18 protein-coding genes and 1 pseudogene are annotated in these 22,200 nt (G+C 66.9%); 10 read left to right on the plus strand and 9 right to left on the minus strand.

Annotation, left to right across the window (positions count from 1 at the left end):
- Nucleotides 1–25: 25 nt before the first annotated feature.
- From WDM86_17115 to WDM86_17140, 6 genes are all read left to right on the plus strand, one after another.
- On the plus strand, nucleotides 26–928 hold the full coding sequence (locus tag WDM86_17115; protein MEI9991746.1) for an N-formylglutamate amidohydrolase: 903 nt from the start codon (nucleotides 26–28) through the stop codon (nucleotides 926–928).
- 418 nt (nucleotides 929–1,346) lie between these two features.
- Complete coding sequence (locus WDM86_17120; GenBank protein ID MEI9991747.1) at nucleotides 1,347–2,222, plus strand: UDP-2,3-diacylglucosamine diphosphatase; 876 nt, start codon at nucleotides 1,347–1,349, stop codon at nucleotides 2,220–2,222.
- A 25-nt stretch (nucleotides 2,223–2,247) separates the two neighbouring features.
- On the plus strand, nucleotides 2,248–3,312 hold the full coding sequence (locus tag WDM86_17125; protein MEI9991748.1) for a glycosyltransferase family 1 protein: 1,065 nt from the start codon (nucleotides 2,248–2,250) through the stop codon (nucleotides 3,310–3,312).
- 71 nt (nucleotides 3,313–3,383) lie between these two features.
- Nucleotides 3,384–4,994: a hypothetical protein gene (locus WDM86_17130; GenBank protein ID MEI9991749.1), complete on the plus strand. Its 1,611-nt coding sequence runs from the start codon at nucleotides 3,384–3,386 to the stop codon at nucleotides 4,992–4,994.
- Nucleotides 4,991–5,944, plus strand: coding sequence for a glycosyltransferase family 2 protein (locus WDM86_17135; GenBank protein MEI9991750.1), 954 nt, complete (start codon nucleotides 4,991–4,993; stop codon nucleotides 5,942–5,944). Before WDM86_17130 ends, WDM86_17135 begins: the two co-directional genes overlap by 4 nt.
- A complete protein-coding gene (locus WDM86_17140; protein ID MEI9991751.1) occupies nucleotides 5,941–6,372 on the plus strand; it encodes a GtrA family protein in 432 nt (143 codons plus the stop codon). The genes WDM86_17135 and WDM86_17140 overlap by 4 nt, the downstream gene beginning before the upstream one ends.
- Here WDM86_17140 and modC read toward each other — a convergent pair.
- Both modC and modB read right to left on the minus strand, forming a co-directional pair.
- Nucleotides 6,369–7,469 carry a molybdenum ABC transporter ATP-binding protein gene (gene modC / locus WDM86_17145; protein MEI9991752.1) on the minus strand — a complete coding sequence of 367 codons (1,101 nt, stop codon included), beginning with the start codon at nucleotides 7,467–7,469 and terminating at the stop codon, nucleotides 6,369–6,371. The two genes, WDM86_17140 and modC, sit on opposite strands and share 4 nt — an antisense overlap.
- On the minus strand, nucleotides 7,466–8,158 hold the full coding sequence (gene modB, locus WDM86_17150) for a molybdate ABC transporter permease subunit (GenBank protein MEI9991753.1): 693 nt from the start codon (nucleotides 8,156–8,158) through the stop codon (nucleotides 7,466–7,468). Before modB ends, modC begins: the two co-directional genes overlap by 4 nt.
- Before the next feature lie 106 nt (nucleotides 8,159–8,264).
- Between modB and WDM86_17155 the strand changes: the two genes are divergently transcribed.
- Complete coding sequence (locus WDM86_17155; GenBank protein ID MEI9991754.1) at nucleotides 8,265–9,941, plus strand: hypothetical protein; 1,677 nt, start codon at nucleotides 8,265–8,267, stop codon at nucleotides 9,939–9,941.
- A gap of 33 nt (nucleotides 9,942–9,974) precedes the next feature.
- Here the strand turns inward: WDM86_17155 and WDM86_17160 are convergent, their stop codons facing one another.
- The 5 genes from WDM86_17160 to WDM86_17180 all read right to left on the minus strand — a co-directional run bounded on the left by WDM86_17160 (nucleotide 9,975) and on the right by WDM86_17180 (nucleotide 13,649).
- Nucleotides 9,975–11,075 (minus strand): hypothetical protein, encoded by a 1,101-nt coding sequence (locus WDM86_17160; GenBank protein ID MEI9991755.1) that lies wholly within the window; start codon nucleotides 11,073–11,075, stop codon nucleotides 9,975–9,977.
- A gap of 77 nt (nucleotides 11,076–11,152) precedes the next feature.
- Nucleotides 11,153–11,572: a biopolymer transporter ExbD gene (locus WDM86_17165; protein MEI9991756.1), complete on the minus strand. Its 420-nt coding sequence runs from the start codon at nucleotides 11,570–11,572 to the stop codon at nucleotides 11,153–11,155.
- A 69-nt stretch (nucleotides 11,573–11,641) separates the two neighbouring features.
- Entirely contained in the window at nucleotides 11,642–12,091 is a 450-nt protein-coding gene (locus tag WDM86_17170; GenBank protein ID MEI9991757.1) for a biopolymer transporter ExbD, read from the minus strand.
- 36 nt (nucleotides 12,092–12,127) lie between these two features.
- Nucleotides 12,128–12,958, minus strand: a complete 831-nt coding sequence (locus WDM86_17175; protein ID MEI9991758.1) for a MotA/TolQ/ExbB proton channel family protein — start codon at nucleotides 12,956–12,958, stop codon at nucleotides 12,128–12,130.
- Between the two features lie 43 nt (nucleotides 12,959–13,001).
- On the minus strand, nucleotides 13,002–13,649 hold the full coding sequence (locus WDM86_17180; protein MEI9991759.1) for a TonB family protein: 648 nt from the start codon (nucleotides 13,647–13,649) through the stop codon (nucleotides 13,002–13,004).
- A 584-nt stretch (nucleotides 13,650–14,233) separates the two neighbouring features.
- Between WDM86_17180 and WDM86_17185 the strand changes: the two genes are divergently transcribed.
- Both WDM86_17185 and WDM86_17190 read left to right on the plus strand, forming a co-directional pair.
- Nucleotides 14,234–14,674 (plus strand): VOC family protein, encoded by a 441-nt coding sequence (locus tag WDM86_17185; GenBank protein MEI9991760.1) that lies wholly within the window; start codon nucleotides 14,234–14,236, stop codon nucleotides 14,672–14,674.
- A 4-nt stretch (nucleotides 14,675–14,678) separates the two neighbouring features.
- The gene (locus WDM86_17190; GenBank protein ID MEI9991761.1) at nucleotides 14,679–15,707 is read left to right on the plus strand and encodes a low specificity L-threonine aldolase; all 1,029 of its coding nucleotides are present in this window, start codon (nucleotides 14,679–14,681) and stop codon (nucleotides 15,705–15,707) included.
- 156 nt (nucleotides 15,708–15,863) lie between these two features.
- On the opposite strand, the gene WDM86_17195 is transcribed toward WDM86_17190, so the two are convergent.
- Nucleotides 15,864–19,367: an autotransporter domain-containing protein gene (locus WDM86_17195; GenBank protein ID MEI9991762.1), complete on the minus strand. Its 3,504-nt coding sequence runs from the start codon at nucleotides 19,365–19,367 to the stop codon at nucleotides 15,864–15,866.
- A 262-nt stretch (nucleotides 19,368–19,629) separates the two neighbouring features.
- Here WDM86_17195 and WDM86_17200 point away from each other — a divergent pair, with 262 nt between their 5' ends.
- The gene (locus WDM86_17200; protein MEI9991763.1) at nucleotides 19,630–20,916 is read left to right on the plus strand and encodes a pentapeptide repeat-containing protein; all 1,287 of its coding nucleotides are present in this window, start codon (nucleotides 19,630–19,632) and stop codon (nucleotides 20,914–20,916) included.
- A gap of 55 nt (nucleotides 20,917–20,971) precedes the next feature.
- On the opposite strand, the pseudogene WDM86_17205 reads toward WDM86_17200, so the two are convergent.
- A pseudogene (locus tag WDM86_17205) lies at nucleotides 20,972–21,430 on the minus strand (alpha/beta hydrolase fold domain-containing protein).
- Nucleotides 21,431–22,200 lie beyond the last annotated feature (770 nt).

A 22,200-nucleotide genomic window follows, 5' to 3' on the forward strand; every position in this document is an offset into this window, starting at 1 on the left:
ACTGGCGCTCGGGATGACGAATCGGATGACAGGCCCGCAAACGGCGAAGACAGGCGAAGGCGGCGACGACCTGGCCGCGCTCTATGCCGAACCGTTCCGCCTGCACCGGCCGTTCCGCCAGACCGTTCCCTTCGTCTTCGCCTCGCCCCATTCGGGCCGGACCTATCCGGCCAGCTTCGTCGCCATGAGCCGGCTGAACCCGACCAATCTGCGCCGCTCCGAGGACGCTTTCGTCGACGAATTGTTCTGCGGCGCGGTGGCGCTGGGGGCGCCGATGATCGCGGCACGCTTTCCCCGCGCCTTCCTGGACGCCAACCGGGCGCCGGCCGAGATCGACAGCGCGATGTTCGAGGGTGCCCTGCCGGTGGCGGTCGATTTGCCGAGCCCACGGGTGGCGGCGGGCCTTGGCGTGATCCCGCGCATCGTGCGCGACGGGGCGGAGATTTATCGCACCAAACTGGCCCCGCGCGACGCGGAGGAACGCCTGGCGCGGCTTTACCGGCCCTATCACGCGGCGCTGGCCCAGCTTGTCGAGGAGACCCGCGCCCGGTTCGGGGTCGCGGTGGTGATCGACTGCCACTCCATGCCCTCGGCCGCGGCCATTCCGGACGTCGTGCTGGGCGATCGCTACGGCATGGCGGCGGCGCCGGTGGTCACGCGCGCGGCCGAGCTGGCATTCGAGGCGCAAGGCTTCAGCCATGCCCGCAACGCACCCTATGCCGGCGGCTACACCACCCATCTGCACGGACGGCGCGACCGCGACGTGCACGCGCTGCAGGTGGAGATCAACCGGGCGCTCTATCTCGACGAGGAGCGCGTCGCGAAGGGGCCGCATTTCGAGCTGGTCCATGCGCGGCTGACCGAAGTGCTCACGCGGCTGGTGGCGCTCGAACCCGCCGTCCTGGCGCCCCGCCTCGCCGCCGAATAATCCGGCCAAGCCAAAAAAAAGGCCGCTCCAGAGGAGCGGCCAAGTTCAGGGAGGAAACGCCCAGGAAGGGCAGGCGGCATAACAAACGGGAGGTCAGTCATGCCGCGCTGCAACAATATGGACTCCAGCCGGGGTCGATGCAAGTCCAAAGTTTTGGCAATTCGCAGAAAAAAACCAGCATTTCCAGGTCATTTAGCCTGATTTCCGGGCAATCGCACCTGCGAAGACGTTATGGTGCGGCGCAAAATCACAGTCTGGGACGTACGGAGATTCCTAACAAATCCTTACCAAGTCATACGCCTGTCGTTGCATCGCAACAAAAGATTCGCAGCGCATGCGCAAAAGATTCGTGCGCGACCGATAGGCAGGGCCCTGTGGAAAGGGCGCCGATTCGCGCCCATCGACCGGAGCGCGATGCATGGCCCGTATCTCCTGGCTGGTCCCGCCGCCAGTGGCACCCAGGCCTCCCCGCTCCCGCAATTCCGCCGGTCCCGTCCGACCGGCCCGCCATCACCGCACCGTCTTCATCTCCGACGTCCATCTGGGCACGCGCGGCTGCAAGGCGGAGCTGCTGCTGGACTTCCTGCAGAAGAACAGCAGCCAGACGCTCTATCTGATCGGCGACATCGTCGACGGCTGGCAGCTCAAGCGGCGCTGGTTCTGGCCGGAGAGCCATAGCGAGGTCGTGCACGAGATCCTGCGCAAGGTCGACGAGGGCACCCGCGTGATCTTCGTGCCCGGCAACCACGACGAATTCCTGCGCGGCTTCTGCGGCCGCAACTACGCCGGCATCGAGGTGGTGCGCGAGACCATCCACGAGACCGGCGACGGCAAGCGCCTCTTGGTGCTGCACGGCGACCAGTTCGACGGCGTCATCGAGTTCGCCAAATGGCTCGCCCATCTGGGGTCCTGGGCCTATGACCAGGCGCTTCGGGTCAACGAGGTGCTCCACGGCATCCGCCGCGCCCTCGGCCTGCCCTATTGGTCGCTGTCGAACTGGCTGAAGCACGCCGTCAAGGACGCCGTGGAATATGTCTGCCGCTTCGAGGAAGTGGTCGCCCGGGCGGCCGCCAGTCGCGGGCTGGACGGGGTGGTCTGCGGCCATATCCACCAGGCCGCCATGCGCCAGATCGGCGACGTCCTCTACCTCAACGATGGAGACTGGGTTGAAAGCTGCACAGCCCTTGTCGAAGATGCCAACGGACATCTGGAGATCGTTCGTTGGGCCGCTCCTGTTTCAGCCCAGGCCTCTCGCGCCACGGCAACCGGCGAAGCCGCGCCTGTACCCGCGTAGGGTCCGCCGGCCGTGGCCGGGCGCCGTGAGGCCGCTCGGCCGCTTTCCCGTGCCCGGCAAGGAACAGCTCAAAATTCTCATCGTGACCGATGCGTGGAAGCCGCAGGTGAACGGCGTGGTGACGACGCTGGAGATGCTCGGCCGCGAGCTGTCGTCGATGGGTCACGAAGTGCGCTATGCGACGCCGCAGGGGCGCTTCAGCGTACCGCTCCCGACCTATCCCGAGATCCGCCTCGCGATCTTTCCGCGCAAGGGGCTGGAGAAGATCATCCGCGAATTCGCGCCCGACGCGGTGCACATCGCGACCGAGGGCACGATGGGGCTGAGCGCGCGCGCCATCTGCATCGAGCACGGCATCGAGTTCACCACCGCGTTTCACACCCGCTATCCCGAATACGTTCACGCCCGCTTTCCCTTCATTTCCGAAGCCTGGGTGTGGCGGTGGGAGCGCTGGTTCCACGCCAGGGGCGTCGCCACGATGGCGCGCACCCCGGCGATGAAGCGCGAACTCGAAGCGCATGGCTTCAAGAACGTGCGGCTGTGGGAAGGCGGGGTCGACATCGAGCGCTTCCGCCCGATCCCGGACGCCACCCTGCCCTTCCCCAAGCCGATCTTCCTCTATGTCGGCCGCGTCTCGATCGAGAAGAACATCGAAGCCTTCCTCAAGCTCGATCTGCCCGGCACCAAGGTCGTGGTCGGGCCCGGCCCGGCGCGCGAGGCGCTGGCAAAGAAATACCCGGAGGTGAAATTCCTCGGCCCCAAATCCGGCGAGGACCTGGTGCGGGCCTACGCGGCCAGCGACGTGAACGTCTTTCCCAGCCTGACCGACACCTTCGGCCTTGTCATGCTCGAAGCGCTGGCCTGCGGCACGCCGGTGGCCAGCTTCCCGCGCGAGGTCATGCTGGACGTGGTGGGCAATTGCCCGGCCGCCGCCCTGGACGAGGATCTGGGCGCGGCCTGCCGCCGGGCCCTGACCCTGCCCCGCGACCAGGCGCGGCCCTTTGTCCTCAGCCATTCGGCCGGGGCGTCGACGCGCCAATTCCTGGCCAATCTGCAGGTCGAGCAGCCGGTGGACGCGACCCTGCCCTGAGGGAGGGTTGGCGGCCCGCCAAGGTCTGATAGAACCAACCGGGTTTCTCGAGCGCGCGTTCCGTCCGCCCCATGTCCTCCGCAAATGTCGAATCGCGTGCGCTCCGGCTTACCACCCGCGAGTGGCTGTTCCTTGCCGGGACGATGGTCTTCTGGGGCGCCTATGTCCTGTGGCTGGGCAAGGACACGTCCTGGGATTTCCGCAACTACCATTGGTACATCCCCTATGCCTTCCTGAACGGGCGCGAGCATATCGACATGCTCGTGGCGCATCAGGCGACCTACTACAATCCGTTCCAGGACATTCCCTTCTACGTGCTGGCGACCCATACGCCGGCCTGGTTCGCGCTGTTCGTGCTGGGGGCGCTGCAGGGCGGCAATGTCGTGCCGCTCTATATCCTCGCCCGCCAGACGCTGCGCATCGAGGAATACAAGCTGGGCGCCGCGGCGCTGGCGCTGCTCGGGCAGACCGGCGGGCTCGGCCTCAACATGTTCGGCACGACCTATCACGACAACACGATGAGCATCCTCATCCTGGGCGCGATCGCGCTCCTGGTGGTGAACCGCAAGCGGCTGAGCGAGGGGCCGCTCTGGCTCGCGGCGGCGCTGTCGGCCGGAGCGGGATTGACGGTCGGGCTGACGGTCGGGCTGAAGCTTCCCGAATTTCCCTTCGCCATCGGATTGGCCGCCGCGCTGGTCGCGCTGGGCGGAAGCTGGAAGCACCAGCTTGTCCGCCTCGCGGCCGGCGGCGCGGCGGGCCTGATCGGCGTCGCCCTGATGATGGGCTATTGGACCGAGCACATGCTGGCGACCACCGGCAATCCGCTGTTCCCCTATTTCAACGATGGGTTCAAGTCGCCGCTGGCATTGCCGGCGCCCTATCGCGACATGCGCTTCCTGCCGACGCATTTCTGGAAGGCGGCGCTGTTTCCGATTCTGTTCGCGCTCGACTGGTCGGTCGCCGACGACATCCCGTTCCGCGATATCCGCGTCGGACTCGCCTATATCGCCGGCATCGCCGCCGCCGTCGCGTGGATCGCCGGCCGCCGATCGAAGGACCCGCTGGTCGAGCCGCGGGCCGCGCTGCCGATCCTCGCCTTTGCCGGCGCGTCCTATCTCGTCTGGCTGAAGATGTTCGCGATCTACCGCTACATCGTCGGGCTGGAGATGCTGGGGCCGCTCCTGATCGCCATCGGGATCGGCCTGCTGCCGCTGCCGCGCCGCATCCAGCTCGTCGCGCTGGCCGTGCTGCTGCTCGCCGTCGCGGCCACCACCCGCGTCGACTATATCGAGCGCTCGCCGGTGAGCGATCCTTTCGTGCAGGCCGACCTGCCCAAGATCGAGCATCCCGAAAAGGCCATGGTGCTGTTGACCGGGAACGGGCCGCTCGGCTTCCTCGCGCCGTCCTTCCCGCGCAAGATACCCCTCTTGCGCATCGACGGCTGGATGGTGCAGCCGCAGGACGGCACCAGGCTGACCAAGATGATGAAGGGCCGGGTCTATGAGTGGATCGCCAGGAAGCGCGACCTCTATGTCCTGTCCGACGCCTACGACATGGGGCGGGCGCGCGACGCGCTGGCGGAGTACCATCTGCGCATCGACTGGCTGAAATGCACGGTGTTCGACACGAACATCATCGGCGACTATGAATTCTGCCCGCTGTTCAAATGGCCGCGCCCATGACCGACCTGCAAAAGACCGATGGCCGCATCGCCGTCCTCCTGCCCTGCTACAACGAGGAGGCGGCGATCGGCGCCACGGTGCGCGCCTTCCGCGCCGCGCTGCCGCTGGCGCAGGTCTATGTCTACGACAACAATTCGAAGGACCGCACCGCGGAGGTGGCGCGCGAGGCCGGCGCCATCGTGCGCAACGAGCATCGCCAGGGCAAGGGCAACGTCATGCGCCGGATGTTCGCCGACGTGGAGGCCGACATCTATGTGCTGGCCGACGGCGACGACACCTATGACGCCGCGCAGGCGCCCGAACTGATCGCCAAGCTCGTCACCGAGGAACTCGACCTGGTGACCGGCCGCCGCGTCCACACCGAGGCCGCGGCCTATCGCGCCGGACATGTCTGGGGCAACCGGATGCTGACCGGGCTGACCGCGCTGATGTTCGGGATCGAGCTCAAGGACATGCTGAGCGGCTATCGCGTCATGTCGCGGCGTTTTGTGAAGTCGTTCCCCTTCACCGCCGCCGGCTTCGCCATCGAGACCGAACTGACCGTGCACGCGGTGCGGCTCCTGATGCCGATGGCGGAGGTCGACACGCCCTACAAGGAGAGGCCGGCCGGATCGGCGAGCAAGCTGAACACCTATCGCGACGGCTTCCGCATCCTCTTCACCATCGCCCACCTCGTGCGCGAGGAGCGGCCGCTGTTCTTCTTCGGCGCCATCGCGGCGATCCTCGCCGTGATAGCCGGCATATTCGGCTGGTCGCTGTTGATCGAATTCATCGAGACCTCAAAGGTGCCGCGCCTGCCGACCGCGCTGCTGGCGACCGGACTGATGGTGATCGCCTTCCTGTGCCTGATGAGCGGGCTGATCCTGGACACGGTCACGCGCGGGCGCTGGGAAGCCAAGCGCATGGCCTATCTGGCGTTTCGCGGGCCGCAGGAGCGGCGCAACTCGTGACGTTCGACCAGCGCCTGCGCGCGCTGCTGCGCTCGCGCTTCCTGCGCTTCGGCGCGGTGGGCGGCGCGGGATTCCTGGTCGACGAGGCCGTGCTGACCCTGATGCACTACGCGGTCGGGCTCGACCGCTACAGCGCCCGCGCCATCTCGATCTTCTGCGCCGCGACCTTCACCTGGTGGGGCAACCGCAACCTCACCTTCGCCGAGCACGCCGCGACCGGCGGGGTGGGCGAGATGGCGCGCGAATGGTTCAAGTTCATGCTGGCGAACGGCCTGGGCGCCGCCGTCAACTACGCGGCCTATTCGGTCCTGGTCGGCTTCGCGCCGGCGCCGCTGTCCAACCCGCTGCTGGCGACCGCCATCGGGGTCGGCGTCGGGCTGGTGTTCAATTTCACGCTGTCGAAGCGGTTCGTGTTCCGGGCCGATTAGGGCGGGAGCGGTGCGCGGTGCGCGCCGGACGCATCGACCGTCACCGATTTGACGATGGCGAAGACCGGTTTTCCCGGCGCCAGCGCCAGGCGGCGGGCCGAGGCGCTGGTGATGCGGGCGATCAGGCGGGTCGGGCCGCAGAGAAGCTGGATGTCGGCCTGAAGGCCGTTCTCGGCCAGCGCCGCGACCTGGGCGGCGAGGACGTTGTTGGCGCTGATGCCGCGCGGCTCCTCCAGAGCCAGCATGATCTCCTCGGCGCGGACGCGCAGACGCAGGCGCGTCCCCAGGGGATCTGAGAGGCGCGAGACGAACAGCGTGCCGCCGTCGAAGGCGAGCGCGGTCAGGCCGTCGTCGCGATGAGCGCTGACGGTGGCCGCGATCACCGCCCCCACCGGCGGCGAGCCCGCCAGCGCCGGCAGTTCGAGCCCCGTCAGGATGTCGAACACCGAGCCTTGCAGGACGGTGCGGCCGTCCTTCACCACGACGATGTCGTCGGCCAGCCGAGCGACCTCGTCCAGCGAGTGGCTGACATAGAGCATCGGCAGCTTCGCATCGTCGCGCAGGCGTTCGAGATAGGGAAGGATTTCGGAGCGGCGCTGGGCGTCGAGCGCGGCCAGCGGTTCGTCGAGCAGAAGGATTTGCGGCGAGGACAGCAGCGCGCGGCCGAGCGCAACGCGGCTCTTTTCGCCGCCCGACAGCATGCGGGGACGGCGATCCAGCAACGCTTCGAGGCCGAGCAGAGCGATGACGCGGTCGATCTCGCCAGCATCGGCCTTCGCCTCGGCGCGGCGCCAGCCGAACAGCAGATTGTCGCGCACGCTCATATGGGGAAAAAGCCGCGCGTCCTGGAACACCATGCCAGCACGGCGGCGCTGCGGCGGCACGAAGATGCCCTTCGCGGTGTCGAGCACTTCGCGGTCCGCGATGACGATGCGCCCTTCGCGCGGGCGGAAGGTGCCGGCGATGGCGGCGACGATGGTCGACTTGCCCGCGCCGGACGCGCCGAACAGTGCGGTGACGCCGGAGCGCGGCAGCGCGAAAGCGACGTCGAGCGCGAAACCGGGAAAGGCGTGGCGCAGCGAGACCTCGACGCTCATGCCTTCGGCCCGCGGGCGCGGCGCTGGACGAGTTCGGCCAGCGTCATGAAGATCAGCGCCAGGGCGATGGAGAGCAGCGACAGGCGCATCGCCTCCGCCTCGCCGCCCGGTTCCTGGAGCGCGGTGTAGATCGCGAGCGGCAAAGTGCGCGTCTCGCCCGGGATGTTGGAGACGAAGGTGATGATGGCGCCGAATTCGCCAAGGCAGGCGGCGAAGGCGGTGACGATGCCAGCGGCGATACCGGGCAGCGCCAGCGGCAGCGTGACGTTGACGAGGCGGTCCCACCACGCCGCGCCCAGGGTCTGCGCCGCCGCGGTCAGGCCGGGATCGATGGCTTCGAGCGACAGGCGGATGGCGCGGACCTGGAAGGGAAAGGTGATGATGGCGGAGGCGAGCGCGGCGCCCGTCCAGCTGAACACGAAGCGGATGCCCAGCGTGTGCAGCAGCCAGCCGCCGACCGGACCGCGCGTGCCGAACGCGATCAGGAGCAGGAAGCCGATCGCCACGGGCGGCAGGACCAAGGGGACGTGGATCAGCCCATCGACCAGCGTCTTGCCGGGGAACCGCGTGCGCGCCAGCAGCAGAGCGGCGGCGAAGGCGAAGGGCAATGCCGAAAAGACCGCGACCGCGGAGATGCGCAGGGACAGCAGCAGCGCCTCGCTCTCGGGCGGTGTCAGGAACCCATCCATGCGGCTATGACCGGAAAGTTACTTAACCTTTATATCGGCAGCGCCCCCGGCTGACCAAGCTTGACCGGCGGGGGTCGTCCGCTACCGTCGTCCTTCAGGGGGAGACGTGGCCACAACCATCCGAGTCATCGCCGCGCTGGCGGCGCTGCTGCTGTTGGGGGCGGCCGACGAGACCGCGCCGGCGCCCACCGCGGCCGTGGTGGCGCCGCCGGGGTCCGTCTATGTCGTGCGCTTCGACCGCTGGATGCCGGCCGACGAGCGCGGCTTCGGCGAGTTCCTGACCTCGCTCGGCGATTCCGACTGCCGCACGGTGGATACCTGCCTGCACGGGCCGGGCAATCCGTTCCGGGCGTCCGATCCCGAAGGCATCTATTTCCGCGCCGACTGCGCCGACCTGCCCTATGTGCTGCGGTTCTACTATGCCTGGAAGCACGGCCTGCCCTTCGCCTATGTGTCGGACATCGAGCCGCGCGGGCACACGCGCGACATCCGCTATACCGCGCGCGGCAATGCGGTGGCCGAGCGCGTCACGGTCGCGGGCGGCATCGAGAGCGGCTATGCGGTGATCGAGACGCTGCGCGACGCCGTCTCCTCGGCGACGTTCCGCATCCATCCCGAGCTCGAGGCGCCGCTGGAGCAGGATTTCTATTCGCCGGCGATCGCGCCGGGTTCGATCCGGCCGGGCACGGTGATCTACGATCCGAACGGGCACCTGGCGACGGTCTACCGGGTCGATCCCGACGGGCGCATCCATTATCTCGACGCCCATCCCGACAATGCGATGACGCGCGGCTTCTACGATCTGCGCTTCGTGCGGGCCGCGCCCGGCATGGGCGCGGGGTTCAAGAATTGGCGGCCGGTGACGCTGGTGGGCGCGGTCAAGCGGGCCGACGGCACCTATGCCGGCGGCCATGTCGTGCTGCCGCCCAACAAGGACATCGCGGATTTCTCGGTCGAGCAGTTCTTCGGCAACGGGCCGCGGCCGGAAGACGACCGCGACTGGCGCGCGGGCGCCTTCACGCTCAACCAGCAGCCGATGGACTATTACGACTATGTCCGCGCCCGGCTGGCGGGCGGCAGCCTGTCGTTCGATCCGATCAAGGAAGTCCACGACATGGTGGATTCGAACTGCGCCGACCTGCACTACCGCGCCGACGCGGTGACGGTGGCGACCGGTGCCGGCCTCATGCGCCAGCCGCAGCCGGCGCGCCTGCCACCCAACATCTACGGCACCGAGGGCGACTGGGAGATCTATTCGACGCCGTCGCGCGACGCGCGGCTGAAGACCGCGTTCAAGGAATTGCGCGACCAGGCCGCGCGGTTCATGGCGATGTACCAGGCGGGCGACGAGCGGCTGAAATATGCCGGCCAGAACCTCGCGGTCGACATGCTGACGGCCTATGACCGCGAGGCGGCGGCGTGCAAGGTGAGCTATGCGCGGAGCGACGGCTCGCCGGTCTCCTTCGGCTATGAGGACGCGCGCAAGCGGCTGTTCGCGATGTCGTTCGATCCCTATCACTGCGTCGAGCGGCGCTGGGGCGCCAGCGATCCGCGCGAGCTCGCCACCTGCCGCGACGGGGCGGCGAAGCGGGCCTGGTACGACGCCGAGCAAAACCTGCGCAACCAGATCGACCGGGCCTATGACGTGCAGATGGGATTCACGCTTGCCGACCTGCAATCGCATGTCGCGGGCTCCGGCGTCGCGGCGCCGCCCGACATCGACGTGCGGACCTATCTGTGGCTGATGCGCGATATGCCGCGCGGCAAGCCCAGGGTAAGATGAATCCACCCTCCCCTTGAGGGAGGGTCGAATTGATCAATGCGTGCGGGCGTAGATTTCCCACAGATGGCCGTCGATCTTGGCCTTGGCGTCGCCGTCGGCGCTGGAGAAGGCGCTGACCGCCGCGCCCTTCTGGCCGGCGCCGAGATAGGCCAAGCCGAGACGGATCTGGGCGTTGGACTTGTCGGATACGCCCTTGGCGATGCCCTGCTGGATGAACTTCAGGGCGTCGGCGAACTTGCCCTGGCCCCACAGATCCTCGCCGAGCTTGACCAGCGCATCGCCATTGCCGGTGGCAGCGATGGCGCCGGCCTTGGCGGCGTTCTGGCCGGCCTGGCCGCCGGCCATGGCGAGCAGGCGATTGACGCGGTCGCCGGCGAGCAGCTTGGCCTGGATGCCCTTCTGGATCGCGTTCTGCGATTCGGCGGCGAAGCCGAGCTGGAGCGCGAGCTGCGCCAAGAGCATGTACTGGTCGGCGCCCTTCAGCGAACCGGTCAGCAGCTTGAGGCGGTAGATGTCGAGCGTCTGATGGTCGGAGAGGCCCTTGGTGCCTTCGGCGGTCGACAGAAGCTGCGCCCAATATTCCGGCTTGTTGGTGCGCTGGACGAGCTGCTCGAGCGCCATGCGCATCGATTCATTGTCCTGCGTCTCGTAGGCGCAGCGCATCTGCAGGGTCAGGATCTGCTCGCCGGCGCCGTTGCCGAAACTGTTGCGGATGTAGCGCGTGCACTCGGCGAACTGGCGCGTGAGGTAATAGGACTGGGCGACGAGCTGCATCGTCTGCGCATCGCTCTTGCCGCGGCCGGCGGCGATGACTTCGCTGTACTTGCCCGCGGTGTACAGGCCGGCGACGCCGGTCGTCGCATTGGACTTCTGCGAAATGTATTCCTTGACCTTGTCGATCGCCTCGCGGTCGCCGGCGGTGAGGCCGCCGACGCCTTCCGCCTGGCCGACCGTGGCGCGCGCGGCGCCGAGATTGCCGGCCGAGGCCTGGCGGATGGCCTCATTGAGATATTTCGCGACGGAGGCGCGCGCCGCTGCTTCGGCCGCGACCGTCGTCGCGAGCATGGTCACGCCCACCGTCGCGGTGGAAAGCAGGAGAGCCGCAACGGCGGTACGCAGGGACTTGGACAGCATTCTTAAGACCTCTGATCTTCAAGGCGCGGCCTTGGACGCATGCGACCGCATGGCGTCTTCGGCGGTCGCCCCTCACTTCACTGCATGGTTTCGATGCCGGTGAACCCGATATGAGTCACCCCGATGCGCTGCGCATCGGCCAGCACCATCGCCACGGAATCGTACTTCGCCAGCCGGTTCGGCTGGAGATGGATTTCGGGCTGCGGATCGTCGCTCGCCGCCGAGGACAGATAGCTGTCCAGCGTCGCGCGGCTGATCGGCGCGTTGTTCCAGTAGATCTGACCGTCGAAATCCACCACCAGCGTCACCACCACCGGCGGAGTCGGCGGCGGCTTGGTGTTGGGACGCGGCATGTCGAGCTTCACCGCATGGGTCTGCATCGGCAGCGTGATGATGAGAAGCGTAAGCAGCACGAGCATGACGTCGATCAGCGGCGTGGTGTTCATCTCCACCATCACCTCGCCTTCGCCGGACTCGTTGCCGATATTCATTGCCATGGGGCGTTACCTTTGTTCCGTCCGATCATGTGTGCGTCGACCGATGCCATCGATCACCTGTGCCATCGATCACTGGGGCTCATCGTTGTGCGGTTCCGTCAGGAAGCCGACCTTCTGGATGCCGGCAAGCTGACAGGCGAACACGACGCGGCCCACCGCCTGGAAGCGAACGTTGCGGTCGGCGCGGATATGCACTTCGGGAAGCGGCTTGCCGGCGGCAATCGCGCGGCGCAACGCATCCTCAAGCCGATCCTTCAGTTCACTCGAGTCGATGGGAGCGTTGTTGTAGTAGATGTTTTCGTCCTTATCGACCGCGATGACGATATTTTCCGGCTTCGTGAGCGTCGCGATGTTGCGATAATTCGGAAGATGGACCGGCGTCACCTTCACGATCACCGGAATGGTGACCAGGAAGATGATGAGAAGCACGAGCATCACGTCCACCAGCGGGGTGGTGTTGATGGTCGTGTTCAGATCCGGATCGTCGCCGTGATCGGCGGACTGAACATTCATAGCCATTGGATGATTACTCCGCGCGCTTGCCGCGTCCCCTGGCTACTTGCTCTTGGTGATCAGGTAGGTCTGCAGGTCGCCCGCGAAGCCGCGCAGCTTTTCCTGGATGACCTTGTTGCGGCGAACGAGGTAGTTGTAGATCAACACCGCGGGCACCGCGACCATCAGACCGATGGCGGTCATGATCAGCGCCTCACCGACCGGACCGGCGACCTTGTCGATCGAGGCCTGACCGGCGACGCCGATCGCGATGAGGGCCTGCAGAATGCCCCACACCGTGCCGAACAGACCGACGAACGGAGCGGTCGAGCCGACCGAGGCGAGGAACGCGATCGAGCCCTGCAGGCGCGAATTGGCGTCCTCGAGCTGGCGGGTCAGCGACATCGCGATCCAGTCGTTGAGACCGACGAGGCTGGTGCCGCCCTGGCTGGCGCGGATGCCGGCATCGGCGACGCTGCGGAACATCGAGTTCTTGGGCAGCTTGTCGACGCCCTCGGCCAGCGTGCCGGAGGTCCAGAAGCGCTTCTCGACCACGCGGGCCTGGGTCAGGATCCGCGACTGCTCGAAGAACTTCATGAAGAAGATATACCAGGTGCCGGCCGACATGACGGCGAGCAGGGCCAGAACGGTCAGCGAGACCGGATTGCCCTTCTTCACGATGTCTTCCAGGCCGTACGGATTGTCGGTGGAGGCCGGCGTGGGCGCCGGTGCGGCGATCGCCGGAGCGGCGGGCGCCGGCGCGGCGGCCGGGGTGCCGCCGGGAGCGGCCATGGTGGGCTCGGGCGGAGGCGTGGTCTGGGCGAGAGCCTGGCTTGCGCCGAGGCCCGAAATCAGGACGAAGGCGGCTGCGATCGTCAGGGTCTTCAAGGTCATTTTCCTACTACTCCGTGAGTCCATAAGAGACAAAGCTGCTGGGTTACTGAAGCTTGAATTGGATGGCGGCTTGGTGATTGGGCGAGGCGACCGGCGTTTCGCCCTGCATGGCGGGTGTATTACGCCATTTCGAGGCAACGCAGTTCACCGCCGCCTGATCCAGGCGGTCCGAACCGCTGGACCGGCTGACACCGACATTCGAGATCGCGCCGTCGGTGCCGACATCGTAGTGGATCACGACGGTGCCGGATTCGTTCAGCTTCTGCGACAGGGCCGGATACAGCGACTGGCAGTCATGCGTGCGGCCGACCGCCTTGGACGGCGTGACGACCGGAGCAGCCTGCACCGGCGCCGGCGCGGTCGGCGCGACGGCCTGCACGGCGGTGATCGCGTTGGTCACCGGCGCGTCGGTGGCGATGTTGATTTCCGGCGGCGGCACGAAGGGCGGCGGCGGCTTCGCCAGATCCGGCGGCGGCGGCGGCGGCGGCTTCACCTCGTCCTTGGGCTGCACGACTTCGGCCTTCAATTCCTCGGGCAGCTTGTCGATCAGGCCCGCCTTGAGACCGGCGATCAGCGCGAAGGCAAGACCGATGTGAATCCCGATGACCACCAGAAGGCTGACCGAGCGCGTGCTGGTCCCCTCAACGGCGTCCGGGATGTGGGCTCTTAGATCGTGTGTTGGTTGTTCCATGGGTCTTTCGTCGCCTACACAAAACTAATCCCGGCGCGATGGCACCGGGATTGGCGGATTTGGGCCAAAGTACACGTCCCCCTCCCGGCACCGGTTTTCGTCCGATGCTCCCTTTTTCTTAAAGCCAACGTAATCACGGTTCGCAAGGGGGGTCTAGTCTTTCGATTTGGTAAACGCAACTTCGTGAACAGGCTAGTTAATCCGGGACTGCATGACCATGCGGCAGATGCCCGATAGGAAGGCACGCCTTCCGTCATGATCAATTCACGCGACACCCGCATGACACCGCAAATCCGGCCTGTTTCCGCGAACGCCTCACAGGCCGTTCGTGACACGTCGAATGTTTCTCCCAAGCCCGTCAGGAGAGCGGCTCCGGATGCGGCGAATCGTTCCACCACAACGTCCGAGACGGAAAATCTCTCATCGCATGGTGGCGAAATTACGCCTCTCGCGCTGCAACATGAGCGGCGGGCGCGCCGAGAGTCGACGGCCTTGCGCGCGAGGACAACACTCCTCGCCGCCGAATTCGTTGCTAACATGCCGTCGAACCCCGCGGGCGGCGTTCCAAGCGAAGGAAAAAAAGAATGCGCTATCTCCACACCATGGTCCGCGTCGGCGATCTCGATGCCGCGTTGGATTTTTATTGCGCGAAGCTCGGCCTGACGGAACTTCGCCGGATCGAAAACAAGATGGGCCGCTTCACGCTGGTCTTCCTGGCGACGCCCGAGGATGCCGCGACCGGGGGCGGCGACGGCATCCCAATGGTTGAGCTTACATACAATTGGGACGAGAAGGATTATTCCGGCGGGCGGAATTTCGGTCACCTCGCCTACCGGGTCAGCGACATTTACGCAGTATGCCAACGGCTGATGGACGGCGGCGTCACGATCAACCGCCCGCCGCGCGACGGCAACATGGCCTTCGTGCGCTCGCCCGACGGCATCTCGATCGAATTGCTGCAGGAGGGCGCGGCCCTGCCGCCGCAAGAGCCGTGGTCCTCGATGCCCAATGTCGGAAGCTGGTAGGCGCATGAACTTCGCGAGCGACAACCATTACGGCGCCTCGGCGAAAATCCTGGGCGCGGTGGCGGGAATCGGACAGGCGCCGGCCCCGGCCTATGGCAACGATCCCGTCACCCGGCGCGTGACGGAGCGCCTGAGCGAGATCTTCGAGCGCGCGGTCGCGGCCTATCCGGTGATCAACGGCACCACCGCCAATGCGCTGGCGCTCGCCACGCTGGTGCCGCCGCATGGCGCGGTCTTGTGCCACGCCGAAGCCCATATCGCGGTCGACGAATGCGGCGCGCCGGAATTCTTCACCCATGGCGCCAAGCTCGTGCCGATCGAGGGCGCCGACGGCAAGCTGACGCCGGCGGCGATCGAAAAGGCGCTGAAGCATTTCCAGAAGGGCTTCGTGCATCACGCCCAGCCGGCGGCGATCAGCCTGACACAGGCGACCGAGCTCGGCACGGTCTATACGCCGGACGAGCTGAAGGCGATCTCGGCGCTGGCGCGCGCGGAAGGCCTGAAGCTGCATGTCGACGGGGCGCGGTTCGCCAACGCGCTGGCCGGGCTCGGCTGCACGCCGGCGGAGCTTTCGTGGAAGAGCGGGGTGGACGTGCTGTCCTTCGGCGCGACCAAGAACGGCGCGCTGGCGGCCGAGGCGGTGATCTTCTTCGATCCCCGCGACGCGGCCGATTTCGAATACCGGCGCAAGAAATCGGGCCATCTGCTTTCGAAGATGCGGTTCGTATCGGCGCAGCTCGACGCCTATCTCGACGACGATCACTGGCTCGCCAATGCCAGGCACGCCAATGGGCTGGCGCGGCGGCTGGCGCAGGGCCTGGCGCGGGCGAAGGACGTGACGGTGGCCCATCCGGTGCAGGCCAATGCGGTGTTCGCGCGCATGCCGGTGGCGCTGGCCGCGAAGCTGCGTGCGGCGGGCGCGGTGTTCTACGACTGGGGCGTGCCCGAGGACGGGCTCGTGCTGGCGCGCCTGATGCTCTCCTTCGCGACGCCGGAAGAGGACGTGGCGAAGCTGATCGAGACGGCGGGCTAAACTAGGCTTGAAATTTCACGCCACTCGGTGTCATCCGCCGCGAATGCGGCGGACCCAGGTGAAATCTGCACCGTAGGAGCAGGCGTCAACTGGGTGGCCCGCATTCGCGGGCCATGACAGCATTTTTTAAATTCGGCGCACGTCCGACGTGGAACGTCAGATTCTTCCCAGCAGCGAGAGCGTGCCGACCTGTTCGGTCGCGCTGTTGGAGCCGCGCACGAAGTCGTAGTTCAGGCCGATCGTCCAGTTCTCGGTCGTGGCGTTGAGCGCCGCGCCGAGGACGACGTTGCCGCGCGACGGATCGGGCCCCTGGATCGTGAACAGAGCGCCGGGATCCTTGGCCAGCGTGCTCGGATCGTCGGCGAACTGGGCCTTCAGCTTCACCGGATCGTTCAGGAAGTCGAAGCGGTAGCCGGCGCGGGCCGAGGGCTGCAGGAAGAAGTCGCCCAGATCGATGTTGGTGCGGATCTCGTCGCCCAGGAAGGCGCGCAGCGAGTTGCCGTAATAGGGCTTGACCGTCAGGTCCATGCCGACGCCGCCATTGCGCTCGGTGAAGCCTTCCTCGCGCAGCGTCATGCCGTCGATGGATATCTGCGGGATGTTGACCAGCCAGCCATATTTCATCTGGGCGCCGATGGTCAGGCCGATCGAGGCGAGCAGGCCGGCGCGCTTGCTGTCGGCTTCGCGGGTGAAGGTGGTGTCGGTGGGCACGGTGGGCGAGGCCGGGATGTCGAGCACCAGATCGCGCTTGCCCTTGAAATCGCCGTAGCCGACATTGACTTGGCTGTCGACGAACAGGCCGCGGCCGCGCCAGGTGCTGTAGCCGCTCAGCATGTACCAGAGGGTCTGGGTCTTCGACACGCGGTCGCCGGTTTCGGCAACGTCGCCCGAATAGAAGGTGAAGGCGGCGCCGTACCAGCCGGTGGCGGGCGAGCCCTCGTCCAGGCCCATCGAGAAGCCGAAGCCGTGGTCCTTGAAGCCGTTGAGGTTCACCGTGCCGCAGGCGGCCGCGGTGCAGCTCGAGGGCTCGTTGCCGCCGGGAACGCCGGCCACGTTCTGGCCATGCGTCGCCATGTACTCGCCGAACTGGTTGCCCCAGAGCGTGAGATCGCCCTCTTCCTTGGCGAACAGGCGAAGGTCGCGCAGGCGCGCCCCGACCTGGCCGGTCGCCTGGTCGGTGAGCGAGATCGCGACGGCGCGGATGCCGCCCGAAACGTCGGGCGCGAAGGCGTCGTAGGCGGCCTGGGCGTCGGACTTGGAATTGATGCCGGCGATCATCGCGGCGCCGAGCGCGGTGTCCTTGGCGATGGCGATGTTGGCGAGCGGCTGCATGATGCGCGCATAGCCGGTCAGGCCGAGCTGATCGACCGATTTGGCGGAGATGTTGAGCTGGAGGATCTCGTGTCCCTGACCGTCGTCGGGCACCAGCGTGACCGAAGCGCTGTTGAACAGGAAGGGTAGCGTTCCCTCTGTGCAGCCGAGCGTGCAACCCACCTGGGCGCTATAGCGCGCAACGTCGGACTGCGAAACGGTCAAGCCATTGAGCGGCGTCTGGATGAGCGCGAAGGTTCCGCTCGAGGTGATGAAGCTGCCATAGGTCACGTTAAGCTGGGCGCCCGTGTTCAAGACTGCGGTAGTCGCCGAGATGACCGGGCCGACGGTGGCGTCCTGCGACACGGTGATGTTCACCGTGCCGGCATTGGTGATGCCGTTCGAGGTCGAACCGCCCGCGACGTTGAAATTGCGCGTCGCCAGGGTCGTGCCGACGTTCTGGATGGACAGCGTGCCGGTGCCGTCGACCTGCACGTCGAGCGTGCCCTGGGCGGTGATCGGGCCGGCGACGTTGGAGAACTGACCGACATGGAGGAAATCGCCCGCGCCCGGGGTCGGACCCAAGGCCGGGTTGGTGCTCGCGCCCGAACTCGAAAAGCCGAAATTGATCGCGCCGGTGTGGGTCGCGACGCCGGACGGGCCGTTGCCCTGGACGAAATAGGTGTCGCTGCCCGAACCGAACAGCACGTCGCCCTGCACGACGCCGCTGTTGCTGAAATTCAGGCCGACCGTGTTGAGCGACGCGTCGACCGCGTGGGTTATGGGCGTGACGCCGCCCGCGAGCGTCAATGTCGCGCCGGTGGTCGCGTCGGACACCGTCGCGGTGGCCCGGATGGTGCCGGCGTTGTTGATCGTGGTCAGCGAGTTGGAAACGTCGCGGATGCCGATCGCCGACAGGGTTTGCAGCGTGGTTCCCGTCGGAATGCTGGCGGTGGCGCTCGCGACGATGCTGGAGCCGCGCTCAATGTCGATCTCCGGCACATGGGTGACGGTCGTCTGCGTCGTGCCGTTGGTGACCGGCGCGCCGTCGATCGAGATCGCCGTCGCGATGCCGCCCTGCGGCCCGCTGACGACCGCCGAAATCGAGCCGCCGGCGGTGCCGGTCGGCGAGGTCTGCGACGAGACGCGGATCGTGGGCAGCGTGACGTAGCTTCCGACCTCCAGCGTCGTCGCGGTGACCGCGTTGCCCGGCGTCACGCTCGTCGCGCCGGCCGAGATGGTGCCGGAATTGATCAGGCCGTCGCCGGCGAACACGACCGGGACGGACGCGGTGCCGGTGATCTGGATGGCCTCGGAGCTGATATTGGCATCCTCGGGCGAGGCGAGGATGCTGCCGCGGTTGATAAAGCTGTAGGTCGGGTTCGCGGTGTCGGCGGAGTCCACGCCGATGGTCATCGTCTGGCCGGCGGTGATGAGCGGGTTGGGCGTGATCACCAGGGTCGGCGCCGCGACCGTGCCGTTGCCCGTGATCGTGGCGGCCACGGTGCCGTCGGAGCTGCTGGCCGGGCCGTTGTTCAGGATGCCGCCGGCGATGCTGTTCTGGATGATGAGGACCGAGCCGCCCTCGACATTGGCCTTGTTCGGATCGCGCACGGCGACGCCGGCGACGGCAAGCGTGCCGGAATTCGCGAAGGTGCCGATCTCGGTGCAGGTCGGCGTCACGGCCGTGGCGCAGGCGTTGATCGCGCCGCCGAGGATGATGCCCTGCGCGCCGTTGCCGGTGGCGCTCCAGGACGCGCCGCTGGCGATGATGACGTTGCCGTTGGTGGTGCCGAGCAGGTCGGCGACGATGGTTCCCGACGCGGCGCTGCCGTTCGCGGTCGACGGCGCCATGGTCAGCGTGCCGCCGAAATTCCAATCGCCGTTGAGGACCGTGGCGGTGTCGCTGCTCACCGCCACCGAGGAATCGCCGACGACGGTCAGCGCGGACGCGGTATCCAGCGTGATGTTGCCGTTGAAGAAACTGGCGCCGCTGAGATAGACCGCCTTCTTGGCGGTGCCGCTGCCGCCGAGCGCGATCGTGCCGTTGTTGTCGAAGGAGCCGGTCAGCCCGTTCGCGTCGATGGTGACCGCGGTCGCGCCGTCCTGGTCGGCCGCCGTTATCGCGCCGCCATTGTTGACGATGTTGCTCGAATCGATGGTCAGGGCCGGCACCGTGCTCGACTTGAAGTTGATCCCGGCGCTCGAATCGATCGTGAGATCGCCGGTGGTGCTGGTCGTCTGGGCGGTGGTGACAACGGTCTTGAGTTCCGTCGGGCCGGCCGCCAGGGCCGGGGCGGACAGAACAGCGGCCGCGGCGGCCGAAAGCATAAGAGCACGCTTGTTCAAGTCGAACCTCTTGTAACCGTGGCCAAATTGGAAACCGAAGGGGGGTTAGCCCGGACCCCGCGCCCTCGTCTCGCCCTCGTCTAGCGCCACCGGCATCGCCCCCGGGATGGGCCGCAGCCGGCGCACCATAACCGATTTTCCGGAAAGTCACCTAGCCGCTGGCCGGCCCAAAGGCAAATTTCCGCTTCTTAATCAGGTATTAGCCCGCATGGCGCCACACTGGACCTGTCCCACAGTTAACGTCCGCGGAATTGCGATCCCGATGACAACCCAAGGCCGCACCAGCTTCGCCAAGCTCAGCCAGAAAGAGGCGTCGGCGGCCGCGGCGCGCCACGAGATGCTGTATTCGGGACGGATGGGCGGGGCGCGCGCCGTCTTCGCCTTCACCGATCTGTCGGGGCTGGATTTTTCGGGCCGCAACCTCGCGGACGCCGATTTCACCGGCGCGGTCCTGGAGGAGACGAATTTCTCCAGCGCGCGGCTCGATTCATCGAGCTTCTTCGGCGCCGATCTGCGGCGCGCCAATCTTTCCCATGCCAGCGTGCGGCGCGCCGATCTGCGCGGCGCCTGCCTGCGCGGCGCCAACATGATCAGCGCCGACCTGTTCGAGGCCGATCTGCGCGAGGGCACCATCGCGGAGAAGGACAAATACGGAAACCTGCGCGTGCTGCAGCACGATATCGGGCCTTCGGAGATGCCGACCGCGCTGATGCATTCGGCCAATCTGGAACGCGCCAAGATGTCGGGCGCCATCGCGGTGCAGGCCGATTTCACCGACGCGATCATGAAGGGCTGCCGGCTGGTGCGCGCCAATCTGCGCCAGGCGCGGCTGACCGGCGCCAATCTCGAAAACGCCGACCTCTCCGGCTGCAACCTGACGGGCGCCGACCTCAACGGCGCGATCCTGGTCGGCTGCCGCCTCGATTTCGCGGTGACGCAGGGCGCCGATTTCAGCGAGACGCTGACCGAGCAGGCGGTGGGCAAGCTGCCGGACGAACTCTCCGTGCCGATCGAGGAATTGCTGGAGCAGCACGGCCGCTGGGTCGACACCGACGGCCGCGAGGGCAAGCCGGCCGATCTTTCCAACATGGATCTGCGCGCGGTGACCTCGCTCGGGCAGCGGCCGCTGACCGCGCTGATCGCGCCGGGCGCGCTGTTCTATGGGCTGAACCTCGAAGGCGCGTCGCTGCAGGGGAGCAATCTCTCCGGCGCCGATCTGCGCTCCTGCAAGTTCGGCGGCGCCGACCTGCGCGGGGTGAATTTCGTCGGCGCCAGGCTCGCCCATGCCGATTTCCGCGACGCGCGGATCGGGCCGCTGATGATCTCCGACGCGCGGCTCCTGCCGGCGCGGATGGACCGCGCGGTGGCGCGCTACGCCGATTTCCGCGGCGCGGATCTGCGGCGCGTGCGCTTCCAGGCGACCGACCTCGCCTATGCCAACATGACGGACGCCGATCTGCGCGACGCCGACCTGACCGACGCCGACACGCAGGGCACCAAGCTGCCGATGGTGTTCGCGGAAAGCGACAAGCTGACGGCGGCGCAATAGCTTTTTTATTGTCGCGCAATCACGGGCCGAACGAAGTTGTTCGGCCCTATCGCGCTCACTGCGCGGCGTTCGCCTGCACGGACGTGCGGCTGCGGATGAACTGGCCGAGGCGCGCGAGACTCACCTTCGCTTCGGGCACATGGCGGCTCGCCTGGAAGAGGTGCTGCATCCCGTCATAGATCTCCACGCTGACCGGCACGCCGGCATCGGCGGCGCGGTCGCCGATCCGCGAGGCGTCGTCGCGCAGCATCTCCAGGCTGCCGGCATGGACCATGACCGGCGGGAAATCCTTGAAATTGGCGAAGGCCGGCGAGGCGTAGGGATCGGACGGATTGGTCTTCTTCAGGTAATGCCGCGCGCTGACGAACAGCAGTTCCCAGTTCAGTACGTTGTCGGACTTGGCGTTCTGCAGCACCGACCAGCCGGAGAGCGACAGGTCGGCCCAGGGCGACATCGCCACGCAGCCGGCCGGCATCGGCAGATTGGCGTTGCGCGCGGCATGCAGCACCGCGAAGGCGAGGCCCGCCGCCCGAGCCGTCGCCGGCCAGGATCACCTGGCTCGGCGAGACGTTCTTGCCGATCAAATGGCGGTAGGCGTCGATCCCGTCGCGCACCGCGGCCGGGAAGCCGAATTCCGGCGCCAGGCGATAGGCGAGCGAGAACGCCGTCGCCTCGCCGGCCTGCGCCAGGCGGGCAATCAGCGCGCGGTGGGTCTCGGGCGATCCGGCGATGTAGCCGCCGCCGTGGAAATAAAGGATCAACCGGTCCGGCGAGGAATTGGGCAGGCGCACCCATTCGCCCTTCAGGGGGCCGACCTGGGCGGGCTCGAACACCGCCTCGCGCGGCGGAGCGCCGAAATGGTCGGAGATATAGGTGTATTGGCGGCGGAGCTCGGCGATGTCGGTTTCGGCGCTGGCGCCCTTGGGGCGTCCCATGCGGCGCAAACGATCGACAAAGGAACTCTGCCAGGAGGGCATTGCGAAGCGGTCACAAACAAAAGGGCCCGGTATCAGTAGCTCCGATACCCGGCCCTGTCATCTTGTTAGAGGGCCGAATGGCCCTGCAGAATCTTCAGCCTAGGCGGCGTGCAGAGAGCCGAATCCCGACCGTCACTGCGAGCTTTTGACGGGATAAGCCAGCTGCTGAGGCGAGGGGCGGACCAACGTCGAAGCGGTCGAATAGCCCATTCCGGCACTCTCGACGCGAAAGGTATTCCGGCTGTCGCGAACAACGACGATACCGCAGGGATCAACCGGCTTCTCCCCAGCACTGACGGGAGCCGGT

The organism is Rhizomicrobium sp., assembly GCA_037200045.1.
Classification (GTDB): domain Bacteria; phylum Pseudomonadota; class Alphaproteobacteria; order Micropepsales; family Micropepsaceae; genus Rhizomicrobium.